Genomic DNA, 14,496 nt, shown 5'->3' on the forward strand with positions numbered 1-14,496 from the left:
TAAGTGCTGAAAGCATCTAAGCACGAAACTTGCCCCGAGATGAGTTCTCCCTGACTCCTTGAGAGTCCTGAAGGAACGTTGAAGACGACGACGTTGATAGGCCGGGTGTGTAAGCGCAGCGATGCGTTGAGCTAACCGGTACTAATGAACCGTGAGGCTTAACCTTACAACGCCGAAGATGTTTTGGCGGATTGAGAAGACAACAATTTCAGCATTGATTACAGATTTTCGGGAACGAAAGATTTTACGCTGAGGCAAGGCGGCAAATGAAGGAAAGGAAGGAGCATACTGAAGTATGTGACTGACTTTACGAATGCAGCCAACGCAGCATCGGTGTAAAAGATTCGTTTCTGACAACAGAATTTGCCTGGCGGCACTAGCGCGGTGGTCCCACCTGACCCCATGCCGAACTCAGAAGTGAAACGCCGTAGCGCCGATGGTAGTGTGGGGTCTCCCCATGTGAGAGTAGGGAACTGCCAGGCATCAAACAAGTGAAGAGCCCATCCTGACGGATGGGCTTTTTGCGTTTTTGAAGTAAATTTGCTTTTTTCCTGCCACGGGCAACATTTCTCGCTCTTGTGCGGGACGCCTGGTATCCGAGGGTATCGCTGGCTATCATGCGCAGAATCTCCCCATCCTGTTGATACAGATAACTTTTTATCTTTTATTGCCTGCATCATCCTTGTGAGCGCCTCTGTTTCTGTGGAGGCCGCCCCGAAAGATACCAACTAGCCGCTACGAAGAATGAAAATACATTTATGGCAGCGTTATTATTTATTGGAAAATAATCGACGATAATTTCGCTTTCTGAATGAAATAATATCCTGAGGCGTTGTTTTCTATTGATTGGCAATTGACAAAGAAATAACCATATATATAAACCTGCTTCTTAATATTTAATGTGAATTATTTAAAGAATATTTCTGTGCTAATTCTTAAGTTACTCTAATGTAAATATATTAACAAACAGGTGAGAAAGCTTCGCGACGCGGCGGGCTATGGGCATAACCGCTGGACTTTTTCAGTGAAATGTCTTAGTGTCCTTAACACTTTGTTAACTCGATCTGGTTTAAGTTAATTCAAATTTGCTAAAAACATAGGGTGCATTGCCTGTATGGAAGCTAATCCGGTAACGTCTTTTGACGAATAATGCATGTTACCGGCTGGCAATATGAGAATAGTAATGAAAATTCTGATTAACTGGCCTCCTTTGCGCCAACTGATAAATTATATCCAGGAGCGTTTTACCTTTCTGGTTTTGCTCTGCTGGCCGGCGATTATCTGGCTGGTTTGTTGGCTGCTCGTATGGCTAACGGAGAGCGTAATGACGATGCTGGGCAAGTCGGTAGACCACTCATTTACCGTGAATTTACAGCCTTTTATGACGCTAAGTACGCTGCTGCGAATCTCCGTTAGCTGGGTGCTGCTGCTATTTATCCTGTTCAGCATGGCGATGGGATTCACCTGGCTCCTGCGGCGCTTTATGAACCGTAAGAAATAGAGCCGGTACGGCGACAAGCGACGATACCGGCATGACCTCAGGCCATTTCCCCGATCGTCTTACGAAAACGCAGTAGCGCGATAGTAAAAAACACGCCACCGATAGCCAGCAGCGTCAGAAACTGCGGCCAGACGATAGAGAAATCAGCGCCTCGATAAAGAATAGCCTGCGCCAGACTAACAAAGTGGGTTGTCGGCATGGTGAGCATAATGTCCTGTACTGCCTGCGGCATACTTTCGCGAGGCGTGGAGCCGCCGGATAGCATCTGCAGTGGCAAAAGCACCAGAATCATCAGCAGCCCCAGCTGCGGCATTGAACGCGCCACCGTCCCCATAAAAATGCCGATTGAGGTGGTAGCAAACAGGCTCAGGGCTACCCCCAGCATAAATAGCGGTATTGAGCCCTCTATCGGTACCTGCAGAACCCCCTGAACCATCAGCATCAGCGAGAGCCCGGAAACCACCAGCACCACCAGCCCCATTGACCATATCTTTGCCATCATGATTTCGAACGGCGTGACCGGCATAACCAGCAGGTGCTCCACGGTACCATGTTCCCGCTCGCGTATCAGCGCCGACCCGGTCAGCACGATCGCCAGCATGGTGATATTGTTAATGATTGCCATGACGGCGCCGAAACGCTCCTGCTCCAGATTCGGGTTAAAACGCATTCTGACGGCCAGCTCAACCGGCAGCGTGCCGTTGTCCCGGTAGCGGGCGACAAAGCTGTTCACCTCGCCGGTGACAATATTCTGGATATAGCTATTGCCGGTAAACGCCTGGCTCATTCGCGTCGCGTCCACGTTAACCTGCAGCTCGGGGTGGCGTCCGGCCAGAACGTCGCGCTGAAAATCCGGCGGGATATTGATGGCGAAAGTATACCGCCCCGCATCCAGTCCGGCGTCCATCTCATCAGCTGTAATCAGCTCCGGAGGCAAAAACCAGGGCCGGTAAAAACCATTGATGATACGCGATGAAAGCTGCGACTTATCCATGTCGGCAATAGCGATGGGCGCCAGATGCAGCGAACCCGGCATGACGGTTGCGGAGGAGTAAACCGAGACGGTAAATGCGAAGACAATTAACGTCAGCATCGCTTTATCGCCCAGCAGGCTACGGAGCTCTTTCATTCCCAAATTATAAATATTGCGTAGTCCGCGCATTATCCCTCCTGTTTTTTCAACAGCCACACGCTCAGGCCCAGCACCAGCGGAACCGCGATAAGTAGCGGAATAAAGGATCCCCACAGGTCGGTCAGATTCAGCGCTTTGGAAAACGTTCCTCGCGCAATCGTCAGAAAGTGGCTGGTTGGATAAATCTGGCCAATCCAGCGCCCAGGCCCTTCCAGCGAGGCGACGGGGTCGATCATCCCGGAAAACTGCGTCGCCGGGATAAGCGTAATGATCGCGGTGCCGAAAATCGCCGCAATCTGACTTTTCATAAAGGTTGAAATCAGCAGGCCAAGTCCGGTGGCGATAGTGACGTAGAGCAGCGCGGCCAGGGTGAGCGTCAGAAAACTCCCTTTGTGCGGTACGCCAAAGACAAAGACCGACAGTGCGCAGAGCAGAAAGAAGTTAAACATCCCCAGTACGATATACGGCACCTGTTTACCCAGCAGAAATTCGCTGCGGGTGGTTGGCGTCACGTATAAATTGATGATTGAACCAAGCTCTTTCTCGCGGACCACGCTGAGCGCGCTGAGCATCGCCGGGATCATCATCAACAGTAGCGGGATCACCGCCGGAACAATCGCCGGCAGGCTCTTCACATCCGGGTTATAGCGGTAGCGGGTCTCAATGGAAATCAGTGAAGTATCGCGATTGGGGCTAGCCTGGCGGCTGGCCATCTCCTGCAGCCAGGCCAGATGCATGGCCTGCACGTAGCCGCGCACGGTTTCCGCGCGGTTCGGCATCGCGCCGTCCACCCAGACGCCAATTTGCACCGGCGTCCCTCGGGCGATATCGCGGCCAAAGTTGGGCGGGATCTCGATAGCCACCGCCAGCTCGCCGTTGCGCATTCTTCTGTCCAGTTCACTATAGCTTTGTAGCGGTGGCTGTTCGATGAAGTAGCGCGAGCCGGCGATATTTTGCGACCATCCCTGGCTGCTGACGGTCTGGTCGCGGTCGAGCACCGCAAATCGCAGATCTTCGACGTCCATACTGATCCCGTAACCCATGATAAACATCAGGATCACCGTGCCGAGCAGCGCCAGGGTCGATCGAACCGGATCGCGGCGCAGCTCAAGCGCCTCGCGGCGACTGTAGCTAAACAGGCGCTGCAGGCTGAACGCCTGTCGCGGCACACTGCTTTCGGTTTTGTGTTCTATCGCGGGAACCGCTGTAGCCTGCGCATCTGGCGGCTGCGTCGCCTCTGCCGCCTCCTGTAGCCAGGCGATAAATGCCTCTTCAAGCGTGGCCGAACCGCGCTGTTCGACCAGTGCCTGCGGCGTATCGCTGGCCAGGACTTTTCCGGCATGCATCAGCGAAATGCGATCGCAGCGTTCCGCTTCATTCATAAAGTGGGTGGAGATAAAAATGGTCACCCGATCCTGACGGGCCAGATCGACCATTAGCTGCCAGAACATATCCCTGGCCACCGGATCGACGCCGGAGGTAGGTTCGTCAAGAATTAACATTTCCGGGCGATGAATCACCGCGACCGCCAGCGAGAGCCGCTGACGAATACCTAACGGTAGCGAAGCGGGCAGGGTATCCTCTACCTCTTCCAGCATAAAGCGCTGGCTTATTTCGGCGATCCGCCCGGGGATTTCCGCATCCGGAATGTGGAACAGGCGGGCATGCAGCTCAAGGTTTTGCCGTACGGTCAGTTCGCTATAGAGAGAGAAGGCCTGCGACATATAGCCGACGCGGCGGCGGGTTTCGATATCTCTGGGATCGACCGGTTGTCCAAACAGCCACGCCTCGCCTTCGCTGGCCGGTAGCAGTCCGGTCAGCATTTTCATGGTTGTTGATTTGCCGCAGCCGTTAGATCCGAGGAAGCCGAAAATCTCGCCGCGGGCGATACGAAAGTTGACGTGATCAACAGCGACAAATTGACCGAAGCGCATCGTCAGCCCGCGCGCTTCAATCGCAATTTCGCTTTCATCGGCATTGCGCGGTGGGATGATCACTTCTTTATGCGCCAGGCGCTGGGCTTCGGGAAGCAGAGCGATAAACGCCTGTTCCAGCGTCTGACTTGCCGTATGCGCTTTAAGCTCATCGGCGCTGCCGGTTGCCAGAACTTCCCCCGCGTTCATGGCTACCAGCCAGTCAAAACGTTCCGCCTCCTCCATGTAAGCGGTGGCGACCAGCACGCTCATGTCCGGCTGACGCTGGCGAATGCTGTCGATCAGATCCCAAAACTGGGCTCGCGAGAGGGGATCGACGCCGGTGGTAGGTTCATCAAGAATCAGCAGCTGCGGGTCGTGAATAAGCGCGCAGCACAGGCCGAGCTTTTGCTTCATCCCGCCGGAGAGTTTTCCCGCCGGACGGTCGCGAAACGGCGCCAGGCCGGTACTCTGCAGCAACTCATTGATGCGGATGTCGCGTTCGGCTTTATCATGGCCGAACAGACGAGCAAAGAAATCGACATTTTCATAGACCGACAGGGTATGGTAGAGGTTCTTTCCTAGCCCCTGCGGCATCCAGGCGATTTTCGGGCAGACGTCCCGGCGATGGCGCACATCGCTCATATCGCCGCCGAGCACCATGACGTTACCGTGCTCAATCACTCGCGCGCCGGAGATCAACGATAGCAGGCTGGACTTGCCCACGCCGTCAGGCCCGATCAGGCCCACCATACAGCGGGCGGGAATGCTCAGCGTAATGTCCTTCAGCGCGACGGTTGCGCCAAAGTGCTGGCTGACGTTTTCCAGGCGGGCGACGGTTTTCATTGCGGCAACCTCACCTTCAGCGCTTCAGGCCACGCCTGCTGGTTATCCAGACGGACCCATGCCATACCGGGCAGGCCGGTCTTCACATACTCCAGATGCTCTGCCAGCAGCTCTGGCGGAATGCGGGCTTTCACGCGGAACATCAGCTTCAGCCGTTCATCGCTGGTTTCCACCGTTTTGGGCGTAAACTGCGCCACGCTGGCGACAAAACTGATATTGGCGGGAATCACCAGATTCGGCGCGGCATCAAGGATAATTCGCGCTTCGCTGCCCAGCGCCAGCAGACCCGCCTGCTCGGTCGGCAGGAAGAAGGTCATATAAACGTCGGACAAGTCGACCATATTCAGCACCCGGCCTCCCGCCGCCAGTACCTCTCCCGGTTCGGCAACGCGGTACTGAATACGGCCATCGCGCGGCGCTTTCAGCTCGCTATCGTCGATGTCGGCGATAATCCGCCGTTCGGTCGCCTGGGCGGCCTCGACCCGGGTTTGCGCCTGAATGATGCTGGTTCGCGCCGCCTCAATCGCGGCCCTGGCGGCAGAGACCTGAGCTTTCGCGGATTCCAGCGCCGCCCTGGCGCTTTCTGCCGCCGCCTGGTCGTCATCCAGCTGCTGGGCGGAGACCGCACCGCGCTGCGAGAGCGTGCTGGAGCGGACGTGGCGTTTAGCCGAGGAGTTCAGCTCCGCCTGCCGCTGCTTCACCACCGCTTCCGTGGCGCGCATTTCGCTTTGACGCTGGTCGAGCAGGGCTTTCGCGGCGGCAATCGCGCTCTCTGCTTCCTTGATTTGCGCGGCGGCCTCCAGCCGCTGTTCGTTGAGCACTCGGGTGTCCATACGCGCCAGCACATCGCCCTGACGAACAAACTGCCCCTCTTTGACCAGGATGGTATCGATACGTCCGGCGGTTTTGGTGGCAATATCGACTTCTGTAGCTTCGATTCTACCGTTACTGCTGGCAAATCCTGCCGGAACCCCCGGCGGGCGCAGCATCCACCATGCCGCAGCGGCAATCACCACTGCTAAACCAATAACGTATCCAACCCAACGTCGTTTGATTTTGTCCATACGCGACTCGCTTTTTTCCATTGGCTGAGTGGTGCGCGCTTCTCCTCCGCATGGCGAAGTTTCGTCTCTTCAGGAAAGGGAGGAATCGGGGATAAGGCCAACCGGCGCAGGGTTCCAGCAGCGCTGCTAACCGGTCAGAAGGAGGTGCGATCAATGTGGTCATCATCAGCAATCCTCGCCTTAAATGAAACACGCATATTTATTGCTACCGTCAATGTCATACTAACACCCGCGATGAGTATGTCCATATACAAAGCAGGGTCTTGTCGTTGAGTTAACATAAAAACGGTCCGCAGCGCAGTGGGTCAATATTATCCATTATGCTTATTGGGTTTTATGCTCCGGATACCGGCGCAGATAATCTTTCCGCGCTTCATTAAATCATCGTACATATAAGCTATTTTTCAGTGCTAATAACCAGAGGATATTATTCCCGGGCGACTGGTGCATTTTTAATCTGGTTGCTCCTGGAGAACTGTTGTATGATCGGCGGCCCTGAAAATACACTCACGCCGGGCGAGCGCTTTATTCAATGAAAGATGAAAGCCAAAAATATATCTCAATTATTTTTAAGGAGTGGTTGCCGCTGTACGACAGCCTGACGCCGGAAGTGAGGGCGGTACTTAAAAATATTGCCGGGCAGCAGGCGGAGGCGTTAGCGACCCGTTTTTATGATTTTATTTTCCAGGATCCTGACATCGCGCGGCACCTTAGCTATGACTTAGTTCAGGAACGGCTCAGCAGCTCGCTGGCCGGATGGGTGAAAGATATCCTGATGTGCGATAAGGAAAATTTGCAGGCGCTGGCGGAGCGGCAGTATCTGATCGGCAGCATTCATTCACGCATCGGAATCCCGGCAGAGGCGGTACTTCGCGGCGCGCGCCAGCTGAAAGCCGGGCTGATTGAAAATATCCGCGATAGTCACTTCGATCGCGAGACCAGCGTCGCCGCCATCTACTACGCCATCATGGCCATTAATATGGCGGTAGAAATGATGTGCCATGCCTATACCCTGTCGCACTATCGGGCGACGAAAAATGAAGAGGCCTACCGCCTGTATAGCCTGATGGATAACGTGCCGCTGGAATATGGCAAACAGCAGGCTTCGCTCTCCGGATGGGAAAATACCGCTATTTTTAATATTGTCAGCGATAATAAGACGGATATTAACGGGGCGTTATTATCTGATTCGGAATTTGGCCTGTGGTTCCGCCATAAATGCGTGCGTTATTTTAACAAAAATCCGCAAATGCAGGAAATCGCCGATTTAATTAGCAAGGTGGATGCGCTGTTATCCGCCTGGAAATCCTCATCTGACGGTTCTGAGTATAAAAATACGCAGGCTCTGCTGCAGGGGATCCATATCCATTGCCAGCAGATCGGCAGCCAGCTGGGCGTGCTGTTTAGCAGCCTGTCGCAGATGCAAAGCGGTAAAGATACGTTGACCAGCCTGCTGAACCGCCGCTATCTGCCGGTGGTGCTTAAGCATGAAGTGACGCTGGCGATGGAATATGAACTGCCGATGACGGTGGCGATTATCGATATCGACCACTTTAAAGAGATCAATGATAGCTGGGGTCATATGGTCGGCGACCGGGCGATTAAGCACGTTGCGGAGCTGCTCAGCGATAATATTCGCTCCAGCGATTATATCTTCCGCTACGGCGGCGAAGAGTTTCTGCTGGTGCTGGTGGAGACCGGCGCCGCGGAAGCCTTTACTATCCTCGAACGGCTGCGTAAAAAAATCAGCCAGCTGGCGTTTAGCGTTGGCGCTGACAATGAGATTTCGATTACCGCCAGCATCGGCTACGCCGTCCACTCCGGTCATCCGGATTACAATCTGCTGCTGCGCGATGCCGACAGCGCGCTGTACGTCGCCAAGCGCAATGGGCGCAACTGCGTGAAGATGCATGAAGGCGACGGGAATTAATCTGCCAATCTGCCGAGCCCTTCCCGGAGGCGGCGCGCTGCGCCTGTCCGGGCTACCTGACCGCAGGCGGCTGTGAACCTGTAGCCCGGGCAAGGCGCGTCAGGCGCCGCCCCCGGGAGAGATATGGCAACGGCTTTCAACGCGGAGATATTTCCACGCCTCAAAACAGCACCGGCAGCCCCAGCCCGCGTTTTACTTCATGCAGCGTCCGTTGTGTCAGTTCGTGCGCCCGTTCGCTTCCCCGGCGCAGCAGCGCCAGCAGCATGCCTTTATCCTGAATATAAGTCGCCCGACGCTCGCGTATCGGCGCCAGCAGCTCCTGTAAGCAGGTCTCCAGCGCGTTTTTGCACTGCCTGTCTCCCAGCCCTCCGCGCCGATAGTGGGCTTTCATCTCGGCAACGAAGGCCTTATCAGCATGAAAGGCGTCGAGATAAGTAAAGACCACATTGCCTTCTGTCTGACCCGGGTCGGCGACCCGCAGATGATTCGGATCGGTATACATGGCGCTGACCGCACGATGGATCTCCTCTTCGCTGGCCGAAAGGGTGAGCGTGTTGCCCAGCGATTTCGACATTTTGGCGTTGCCATCGATGCCCGGCAGGCGGCTGACGTCGCTGAGCAGCGCTTTGCAGTGCTGTAAGATCGGCGTCGTCGTCAGGCTATTCATTTTGTGCACGATCTCGTTGGTCTGTTCAATCATCGGTAGCTGATCGTCGCCAACCGGCACCAGTTCGGCCTTAAAGGCGGTGATATCGGCGGCCTGGCTTATGGGATAGGCTAAAAATCCCACCGGCAGCGAGCGGGAAAACCCCTTCTGGGCGATTTCATTTTTCACCGTCGGATTGCGTTCAACCCGGGCGACGGTGACGATATTCATATACAGCGCGCTGAGTTCGGCCAGCGCCGGCAGAGCGGATTGCAGGCAAATGGTGGTCTTCTGCGGATCGATACCGACGGCGAGATAATCGGCCATCACCTCAAGGATATTGCTGCTGATTTTTTGTGGGTTACTGCCGTTGTCGGTCAGTCCCTGCAGGTCCGCGACGAGGATAAACTGCTGATGGTCGTGCTGGAGCAGCACGCGCTGGCGCAGGGAACCAACGTAGTGGCCGAGGTGCAGCTGGCCGGTAGGACGGTCGCCGGTCAGGATCGTTTGGCTGGTGTTCATGAGTGACTCCTTAGGATGCTATCAGGCCGAAGGGCGACACTCAGAAACAACAAAGCCGCCTTCCGGCGGCTTTGAATAGAGGAAACGTAAAATCTTGCCGCCTGTTATGCAGGCAGCCACCAACGGCGGAGGTGAGAGATGACAACGTTTCTGTTCATCTTTTTATCCTGCCACGAAAAGTGGCGCGAGTGAAAGCCCTTTTTTCATTTAGCGATAAACTGGCAGCAGGTTAAAACTGGATAAAACATGAATTATCGCGTTGGCGCCGCCGAAGCATAAAATCAGGATAATCATGGCATTGCCGCCCCAGACCCGATAGTTCGGGCTGCCGAAACGCCTGCGCGAGGCGCGCGCCAGCAGGGCGGGGACGATAGCGGCCCAGACGGTAGCGGCGAGACCGGCGAAGCCAATGGCGTAGATAAAACCGTCAGGCCACAGCAGACCGCCGGCGATCGGCGGCAGAAAGGTCACCAGCGCGGTTTTAAACCGCCCCAGCCGGCTATCGTCAAACTTAAACAGATCCGCCAGGTAATCGAACAGGCCGAGTGTTACGCCCAGGAATGAGCTGGCGACGGCGAAGTTGGAAAAGACGGTCAGCAATAAATCGAGAGTCGAACTGTTCAGCAGGCCGCTTAAGGTCTGCACCAGCACGTCGATGTTGCCGCCTTTTTCGGCGATAGCGATAAACGCCGGGCGCGGAATATTGCCCATTGTACCGACCAGCCAGATGATATATAGCACCAGCGCCATCAGCGTGCCGAGCAGCAGGCAGCGGCGAATGATAAGCGGGTCTTTACCGTAGTACTTCATCAGGCTGGGGACGTTGCCGTGATAGCCAAAGGAGGCCAGGCAGAACGGCAGCGTCATCAGAACGTAGGGCAGATAGGACGCATTGACCTCCGCGCGGTTAAACAGAATCGCGGGCTCCACGTGCCACATCAGACCGCCAAAGGTCATAAAGAAGGTGAGAATTTTGGCGCCCAGCACGATAGTCGTCATCCGGCTTACCGCTTTCGTACTCAGCCAGACGATAAAGGCGACGATCAGCGCGAACGCCAGCCCGCCCAGGCGTGCGGGAACCGCGAGGTTCATCTGCGCAAAAGTATGCTGAATAACCGAACCGCTGGCGGAAATATAGGCGTAGGTCAGGATATATAATACAAAGGCGACGGTCAGACCGTTGATAATATTCCAGCCGTTTCCCAGTAAATCTTTCGTAATTGTATCGAAGCTGGCGCCAATATGATAATTGAGATTGGCTTCGAGGATCATTAGCCCGGAATGCAGCATGCAAAACCAGGTAAAGATAAGCGCCAGCAGCGACCAGAAAAACCAGGCACCGGACATCACCACCGGTAAAGAAAACATGCCTGCGCCAATAATCGTGCCGCCGATAATCATCGCTCCGCCAATCAGCGATGGTGTATTAGTTGAGACCGCTTTTGAGACTGATAATGTAGCCATAAGGTGCATTCCTCACGTGGCTATATAGTAAATAACGGGCTGCGGGCAAACGGCTACCCGGCGCAACCCGAATGATTGAGCTTAAAGAGATGGATTTTAAATAATGGCGCTCCCGTTGCGAGAGCGCCGTGATGCGGTTTATTTCACCGGTTTCAGTCTGGCGACGAAGTGGCGCAGTACCGGCGGTTCATAGGTAAAGGTCAGGCCCTTAATCGTGGCGGCGCGCGCCTTAACGGCGATCAGCGCATCAGCGATATAGTCCATATGATCGTTGGTATAAACCCGACGCGGAATGGTCAGGCGCAGCAGCTCCATCGGCGACGCCTTCTGCTTACCGGTTTCCGGGTCGCGTCCCAGCAGCAGGGAGCCGATTTCCACGCTGCGAATGCCCGCTTCCAGATACAGCTCGTTGTTTAGCGCGTGCGCCGGGAACTGCTCCGGCGGAATATGCGGCAGCAGCAGCTTAGCATCGACGAACACCGCATGGCCGCCGGTCGGATACTGAATCGGAATGCCGCCTTCGCGCAGGCGTTCACCGAGGTACTCCACCTGATTGATGCGATAAGCGAGGTAATCCTCGTTGGTCCCTTCTTCCAGACCGATAGCCAGCGCCTCCATATCGCGCCCCGCCAGGCCGCCGTAGGTGACAAAGCCTTCCATCGGCACGCAGCGAATGCGCACTTCGTTGAAGAGCTCTTCGTCATCGCGGAAGCAGCACAGTCCGCCAATATTCACCATCGGGTCTTTCTTGGCGGACATGGTCAGCATATCGCCGTACTGGTACATCTCGAGAATAATCTCTTTCACCGATTTATCGGCATAGCCCTCTTCGCGCTGTTTAATAAACCAGGCGTTTTCGCAGAAGCGGGCGGAGTCGATTACCACCGGAATATTGTTCTGGCGCGCAATTTGATACACCTCGCGCATATTCGCCAGCGATACCGGCTGGCCGCCGGAACTGTTACAGGTGACGGTAGTAATAATCGCCGCCACGTTTTCCGCGCCGTGCTCGGCGATGGTCGCTTTCAGTAAATCAATATCAAAGTTGCCTTTCCAGTCGTACCACGAGGTCGTGTCGAAGGCTTTCGGCGTCACCACGTTAATGGCTTTTGCGCCGTTAAGCTCCACGTGAGCGGCGGTAGTATCGAAGTGGAAGTTGGAAATAAACACCGGATGCGCCGACTTGCGGCGAGCAATCAGGCTTGGGAACAGAATCTGCTCCGCGCCGCGCCCCTGGTGGGTGGGAATGGTATACGGATAGCCGATAATCTCTTTGACCTTTTCACACAGATGCTGATAGTTACGCGACCCGGCGTAGGCTTCGTCGCCCATCATCAGCCCGGCCCATTGATGGTCGCTCATCGCGCCGGTGCCGGAGTCGGTCAGCAGGTCGATATACACGTCCTGGCTATTGAGCAAAAACGGGTTATAGCCCGCCTCTTCCAGCGCTTTGACGCGATCGTCAAAGGTGGTCATACGAATATTTTCGACCATTTTAATGCGGAACGGCTCAGGGATACGTTTCATTTATTTTCTCCATGGGAATGCTGTGCCGCGTCTGGCTATTTGGCGACAAGTAATGGGCGCAACAAATAGCGACTAAACGCAGTGCTGAATTAATTTTTTTAGGGAGTAAACAGCAGCGGAGAATTAACGAGGGAAGTCGTTGGAGATGCGGTGATCTAAATTATACCAGTCGTCCAGGCCGCCCTGGGCGATGAGGCGATAAATCGATTTTTGCGTCATGACATCGTCCTCTGTGGTTGAAGGGATGCCATAAAAATAAGGTAATATGAGAAAATAACCACGATTAAAATCACAAAAAATTAGTTATTGATAAGTGGAGTATAAAAATTTGACGCTCGTCGTATTTTTAGCGTTATTGATTATTTGGTTAGCAGGCGATGGTTTTTTGTTTTTTTAATTGTGCCAATGACGGCTTATTTAGTAGGGGTATTTAGCGCCTTCACCGCAATAAATGAAGGCGCAGGAGTGACTTACATGCTGGAAAAGACGTTCATAATGATGCCGCCGGAGATGATCAGCACCATGGCGAGGATGGCCGGAATATCCGGTTTCTGCTTATAGAGGATCATCGAGCAAATCGTGACGCCGACGATACCAAAGCCGCACCATAACGAGTAGGCGACGCCGACCGGAATAGTGCTCATCGCGCGGGTGAGGGCGAAGTAGCACAGGCCGTAGGCGCAGACCACCAGCACCGACGGCGCCAGTTTACTGAAGCCGTTGGTCTTTTTGATCATCGACGTGCCGGTGATTTCGGAGCCGATAGACAGCGCCAGCCATAAAAATCCGAGGTTAAACATATGCGATTCCTTTTCAGTTAGTTGGCGACTTTTTTGTCCAGCGATGAAGCAGCCGAGGGTTCTGCGGGCGCTTCCTCGCTCTCTTCGCTACCCATTTTGGAAAACAGATTCATGATCACGATACCGCTGGCGATAACCGCCATGCCGATAATGGCGGCGGTATCCGGGTGCTGGCCGTAAAACGCCATTCCCAGCGTCGATACCACGAGGATGCCGGTACCGGACCAGGTGGCATAAGCCAGACCGACGGGAATATCTTTCACCGCGCGGGACAGCGAGTAGTAGCAGGTGCAATACAGCAGCACCAGCAGCCCGAGCAGCAGCATTTTGGTTATCCCTTCACTGCTGCCGAACATTTTGAGGGTGGAGGTGGCTGAGGTTTCGGAAACGATAACCAGCAGCATCCATAGCCAACACTTTGTTTTTGAAGACATAAGTTAAACTCCGGGTTTACTATTTAAGGTAAGGTTCTTTTTTTCTGTTTTTTAAAAAATCGATAGCGGCATCGGTTAACTGCGCTTGAGGCGCACCGGCCAGCGCCGGATTATTCACCACGTCTGTGACAGTGAGATAACGGCGCGGACCGCTCGCCGGCGCCACCGTTACTTCGCGACCCGACGCCAGCTTCTCCAGCAATTCGTTCATGGTGCACAGCGTGACGCCGCATTCGGCCAGGCGGGAAAGCGTGGCCTGCATATGCCCGGCGTAAGCGGTATCAGGCTGCGCGCCCCGCAGCTGGTTAAGCTCGCTGGCGGGATCGCAGTGATAGCGCAGCGCCAGCACCGGCAGACCGCTCAGCAGAGCATCGTGCACGCGGTGGGCAAGGGGACTGTGCAGAGAACCATTCACCAGATCCGCCGCCAGCGGGTAGTCGAGAAATGGCAGCAGCAGCGCTTTATACGCAGCGGACGGCAGCCCATATTGCCAGTCAGTCGCCGGTAGCGTTTTACCGATACTCTGCCACTGCTCGCCGTCGTCAATGCCGCTATCCAGCGCCAGGTGCAGGCTCTCGCCGCAGCCGGCCAGCCGCTGGCGAATAGCGTGCCGGTAGCCCGCCGCGGCGGTCACCATTACCAGTACCGGCGGCCGCAGACGCTGGATAATGCGTTCAACCAGCTCTTCCATCTGTTGGTTGGTCATGGCGAGCCTCC

The 14,496-nt window shown here is 55.0% G+C and carries 12 protein-coding genes and 2 rRNA genes; 4 read left to right on the plus strand and 10 right to left on the minus strand.

The annotated features are described in order from the left end of the window. The 3 genes from ABLV12_RS15330 to ABLV12_RS15340 all read left to right on the plus strand — a co-directional run. Positions 1-166 (plus strand): 23S ribosomal RNA (locus tag ABLV12_RS15330); the annotation flags it as partial. A 200-nt stretch (positions 167-366) separates the two neighbouring features. Then, positions 367-482, plus strand: a 5S ribosomal RNA gene (gene rrf / locus ABLV12_RS15335). 701 nt (positions 483-1,183) lie between these two features. After that, positions 1,184-1,501, plus strand: coding sequence for a hypothetical protein (locus ABLV12_RS15340; RefSeq protein ID WP_004108706.1), 318 nt, complete (start codon positions 1,184-1,186; stop codon positions 1,499-1,501). A gap of 37 nt (positions 1,502-1,538) precedes the next feature. On the opposite strand, the gene ABLV12_RS15345 is transcribed toward ABLV12_RS15340, so the two are convergent. The 3 genes from ABLV12_RS15345 to ABLV12_RS15355 are packed head-to-tail and all read right to left on the minus strand — an operon-like array spanning position 1,539 to position 6,456. Then, complete coding sequence (locus ABLV12_RS15345) at positions 1,539-2,663, minus strand: ABC transporter permease (RefSeq protein WP_004108704.1); 1,125 nt, start codon at positions 2,661-2,663, stop codon at positions 1,539-1,541. Continuing rightward, positions 2,663-5,392 carry a ribosome-associated ATPase/putative transporter RbbA gene (gene rbbA, locus ABLV12_RS15350; RefSeq protein WP_004110251.1) on the minus strand — a complete coding sequence of 910 codons (2,730 nt, stop codon included), beginning with the start codon at positions 5,390-5,392 and terminating at the stop codon, positions 2,663-2,665. The genes ABLV12_RS15345 and rbbA overlap by 1 nt, the downstream gene beginning before the upstream one ends. After that, positions 5,389-6,456, minus strand: a complete 1,068-nt coding sequence (locus ABLV12_RS15355) for an HlyD family efflux transporter periplasmic adaptor subunit (RefSeq protein ID WP_023329190.1) — start codon at positions 6,454-6,456, stop codon at positions 5,389-5,391. Before ABLV12_RS15355 ends, rbbA begins: the two co-directional genes overlap by 4 nt. A 532-nt stretch (positions 6,457-6,988) precedes the next feature. Here ABLV12_RS15355 and ABLV12_RS15360 point away from each other — a divergent pair. Continuing rightward, the gene (locus tag ABLV12_RS15360; protein ID WP_004108697.1) at positions 6,989-8,386 is read left to right on the plus strand and encodes a diguanylate cyclase; all 1,398 of its coding nucleotides are present in this window, start codon (positions 6,989-6,991) and stop codon (positions 8,384-8,386) included. A 160-nt stretch (positions 8,387-8,546) separates the two neighbouring features. Here ABLV12_RS15360 and trpS read toward each other — a convergent pair whose 3' ends face one another. The 7 genes from trpS to ABLV12_RS15395 all read right to left on the minus strand — a co-directional run bounded on the left by trpS (position 8,547) and on the right by ABLV12_RS15395 (position 14,485). Then, the gene (gene trpS / locus ABLV12_RS15365) at positions 8,547-9,554 is read right to left on the minus strand and encodes a tryptophan--tRNA ligase (protein WP_004108695.1); all 1,008 of its coding nucleotides are present in this window, start codon (positions 9,552-9,554) and stop codon (positions 8,547-8,549) included. Between the two features lie 207 nt (positions 9,555-9,761). Continuing rightward, positions 9,762-11,018, minus strand: a complete 1,257-nt coding sequence (gene mtr / locus ABLV12_RS15370) for a tryptophan permease (protein ID WP_004108693.1) — start codon at positions 11,016-11,018, stop codon at positions 9,762-9,764. A 138-nt stretch (positions 11,019-11,156) separates the two neighbouring features. Next, positions 11,157-12,545, minus strand: a complete 1,389-nt coding sequence (gene tnaA, locus ABLV12_RS15375) for a tryptophanase (protein WP_004108691.1) — start codon at positions 12,543-12,545, stop codon at positions 11,157-11,159. Positions 12,546-12,668: 123 nt separating this feature from the next. Further along, positions 12,669-12,764 (minus strand): tryptophanase leader peptide, encoded by a 96-nt coding sequence (gene tnaC, locus ABLV12_RS15380; protein ID WP_004098218.1) that lies wholly within the window; start codon positions 12,762-12,764, stop codon positions 12,669-12,671. 251 nt (positions 12,765-13,015) lie between these two features. Further along, entirely contained in the window at positions 13,016-13,345 is a 330-nt protein-coding gene (locus ABLV12_RS15385) for a multidrug efflux SMR transporter (RefSeq protein WP_004108688.1), read from the minus strand. A 17-nt stretch (positions 13,346-13,362) separates the two neighbouring features. After that, positions 13,363-13,779 (minus strand): multidrug efflux SMR transporter, encoded by a 417-nt coding sequence (locus ABLV12_RS15390; protein ID WP_004110265.1) that lies wholly within the window; start codon positions 13,777-13,779, stop codon positions 13,363-13,365. A 19-nt stretch (positions 13,780-13,798) separates the two neighbouring features. Then, positions 13,799-14,485, minus strand: a complete 687-nt coding sequence (locus tag ABLV12_RS15395) for a hypothetical protein (protein WP_133497476.1) — start codon at positions 14,483-14,485, stop codon at positions 13,799-13,801. Positions 14,486-14,496 lie beyond the last annotated feature (11 nt).

Origin of the sequence: Klebsiella sp. CN_Kp100, assembly GCF_040065315.1 — a bacterium.
In the GTDB taxonomy this organism is placed as follows: domain Bacteria; phylum Pseudomonadota; class Gammaproteobacteria; order Enterobacterales; family Enterobacteriaceae; genus Klebsiella; species Klebsiella oxytoca.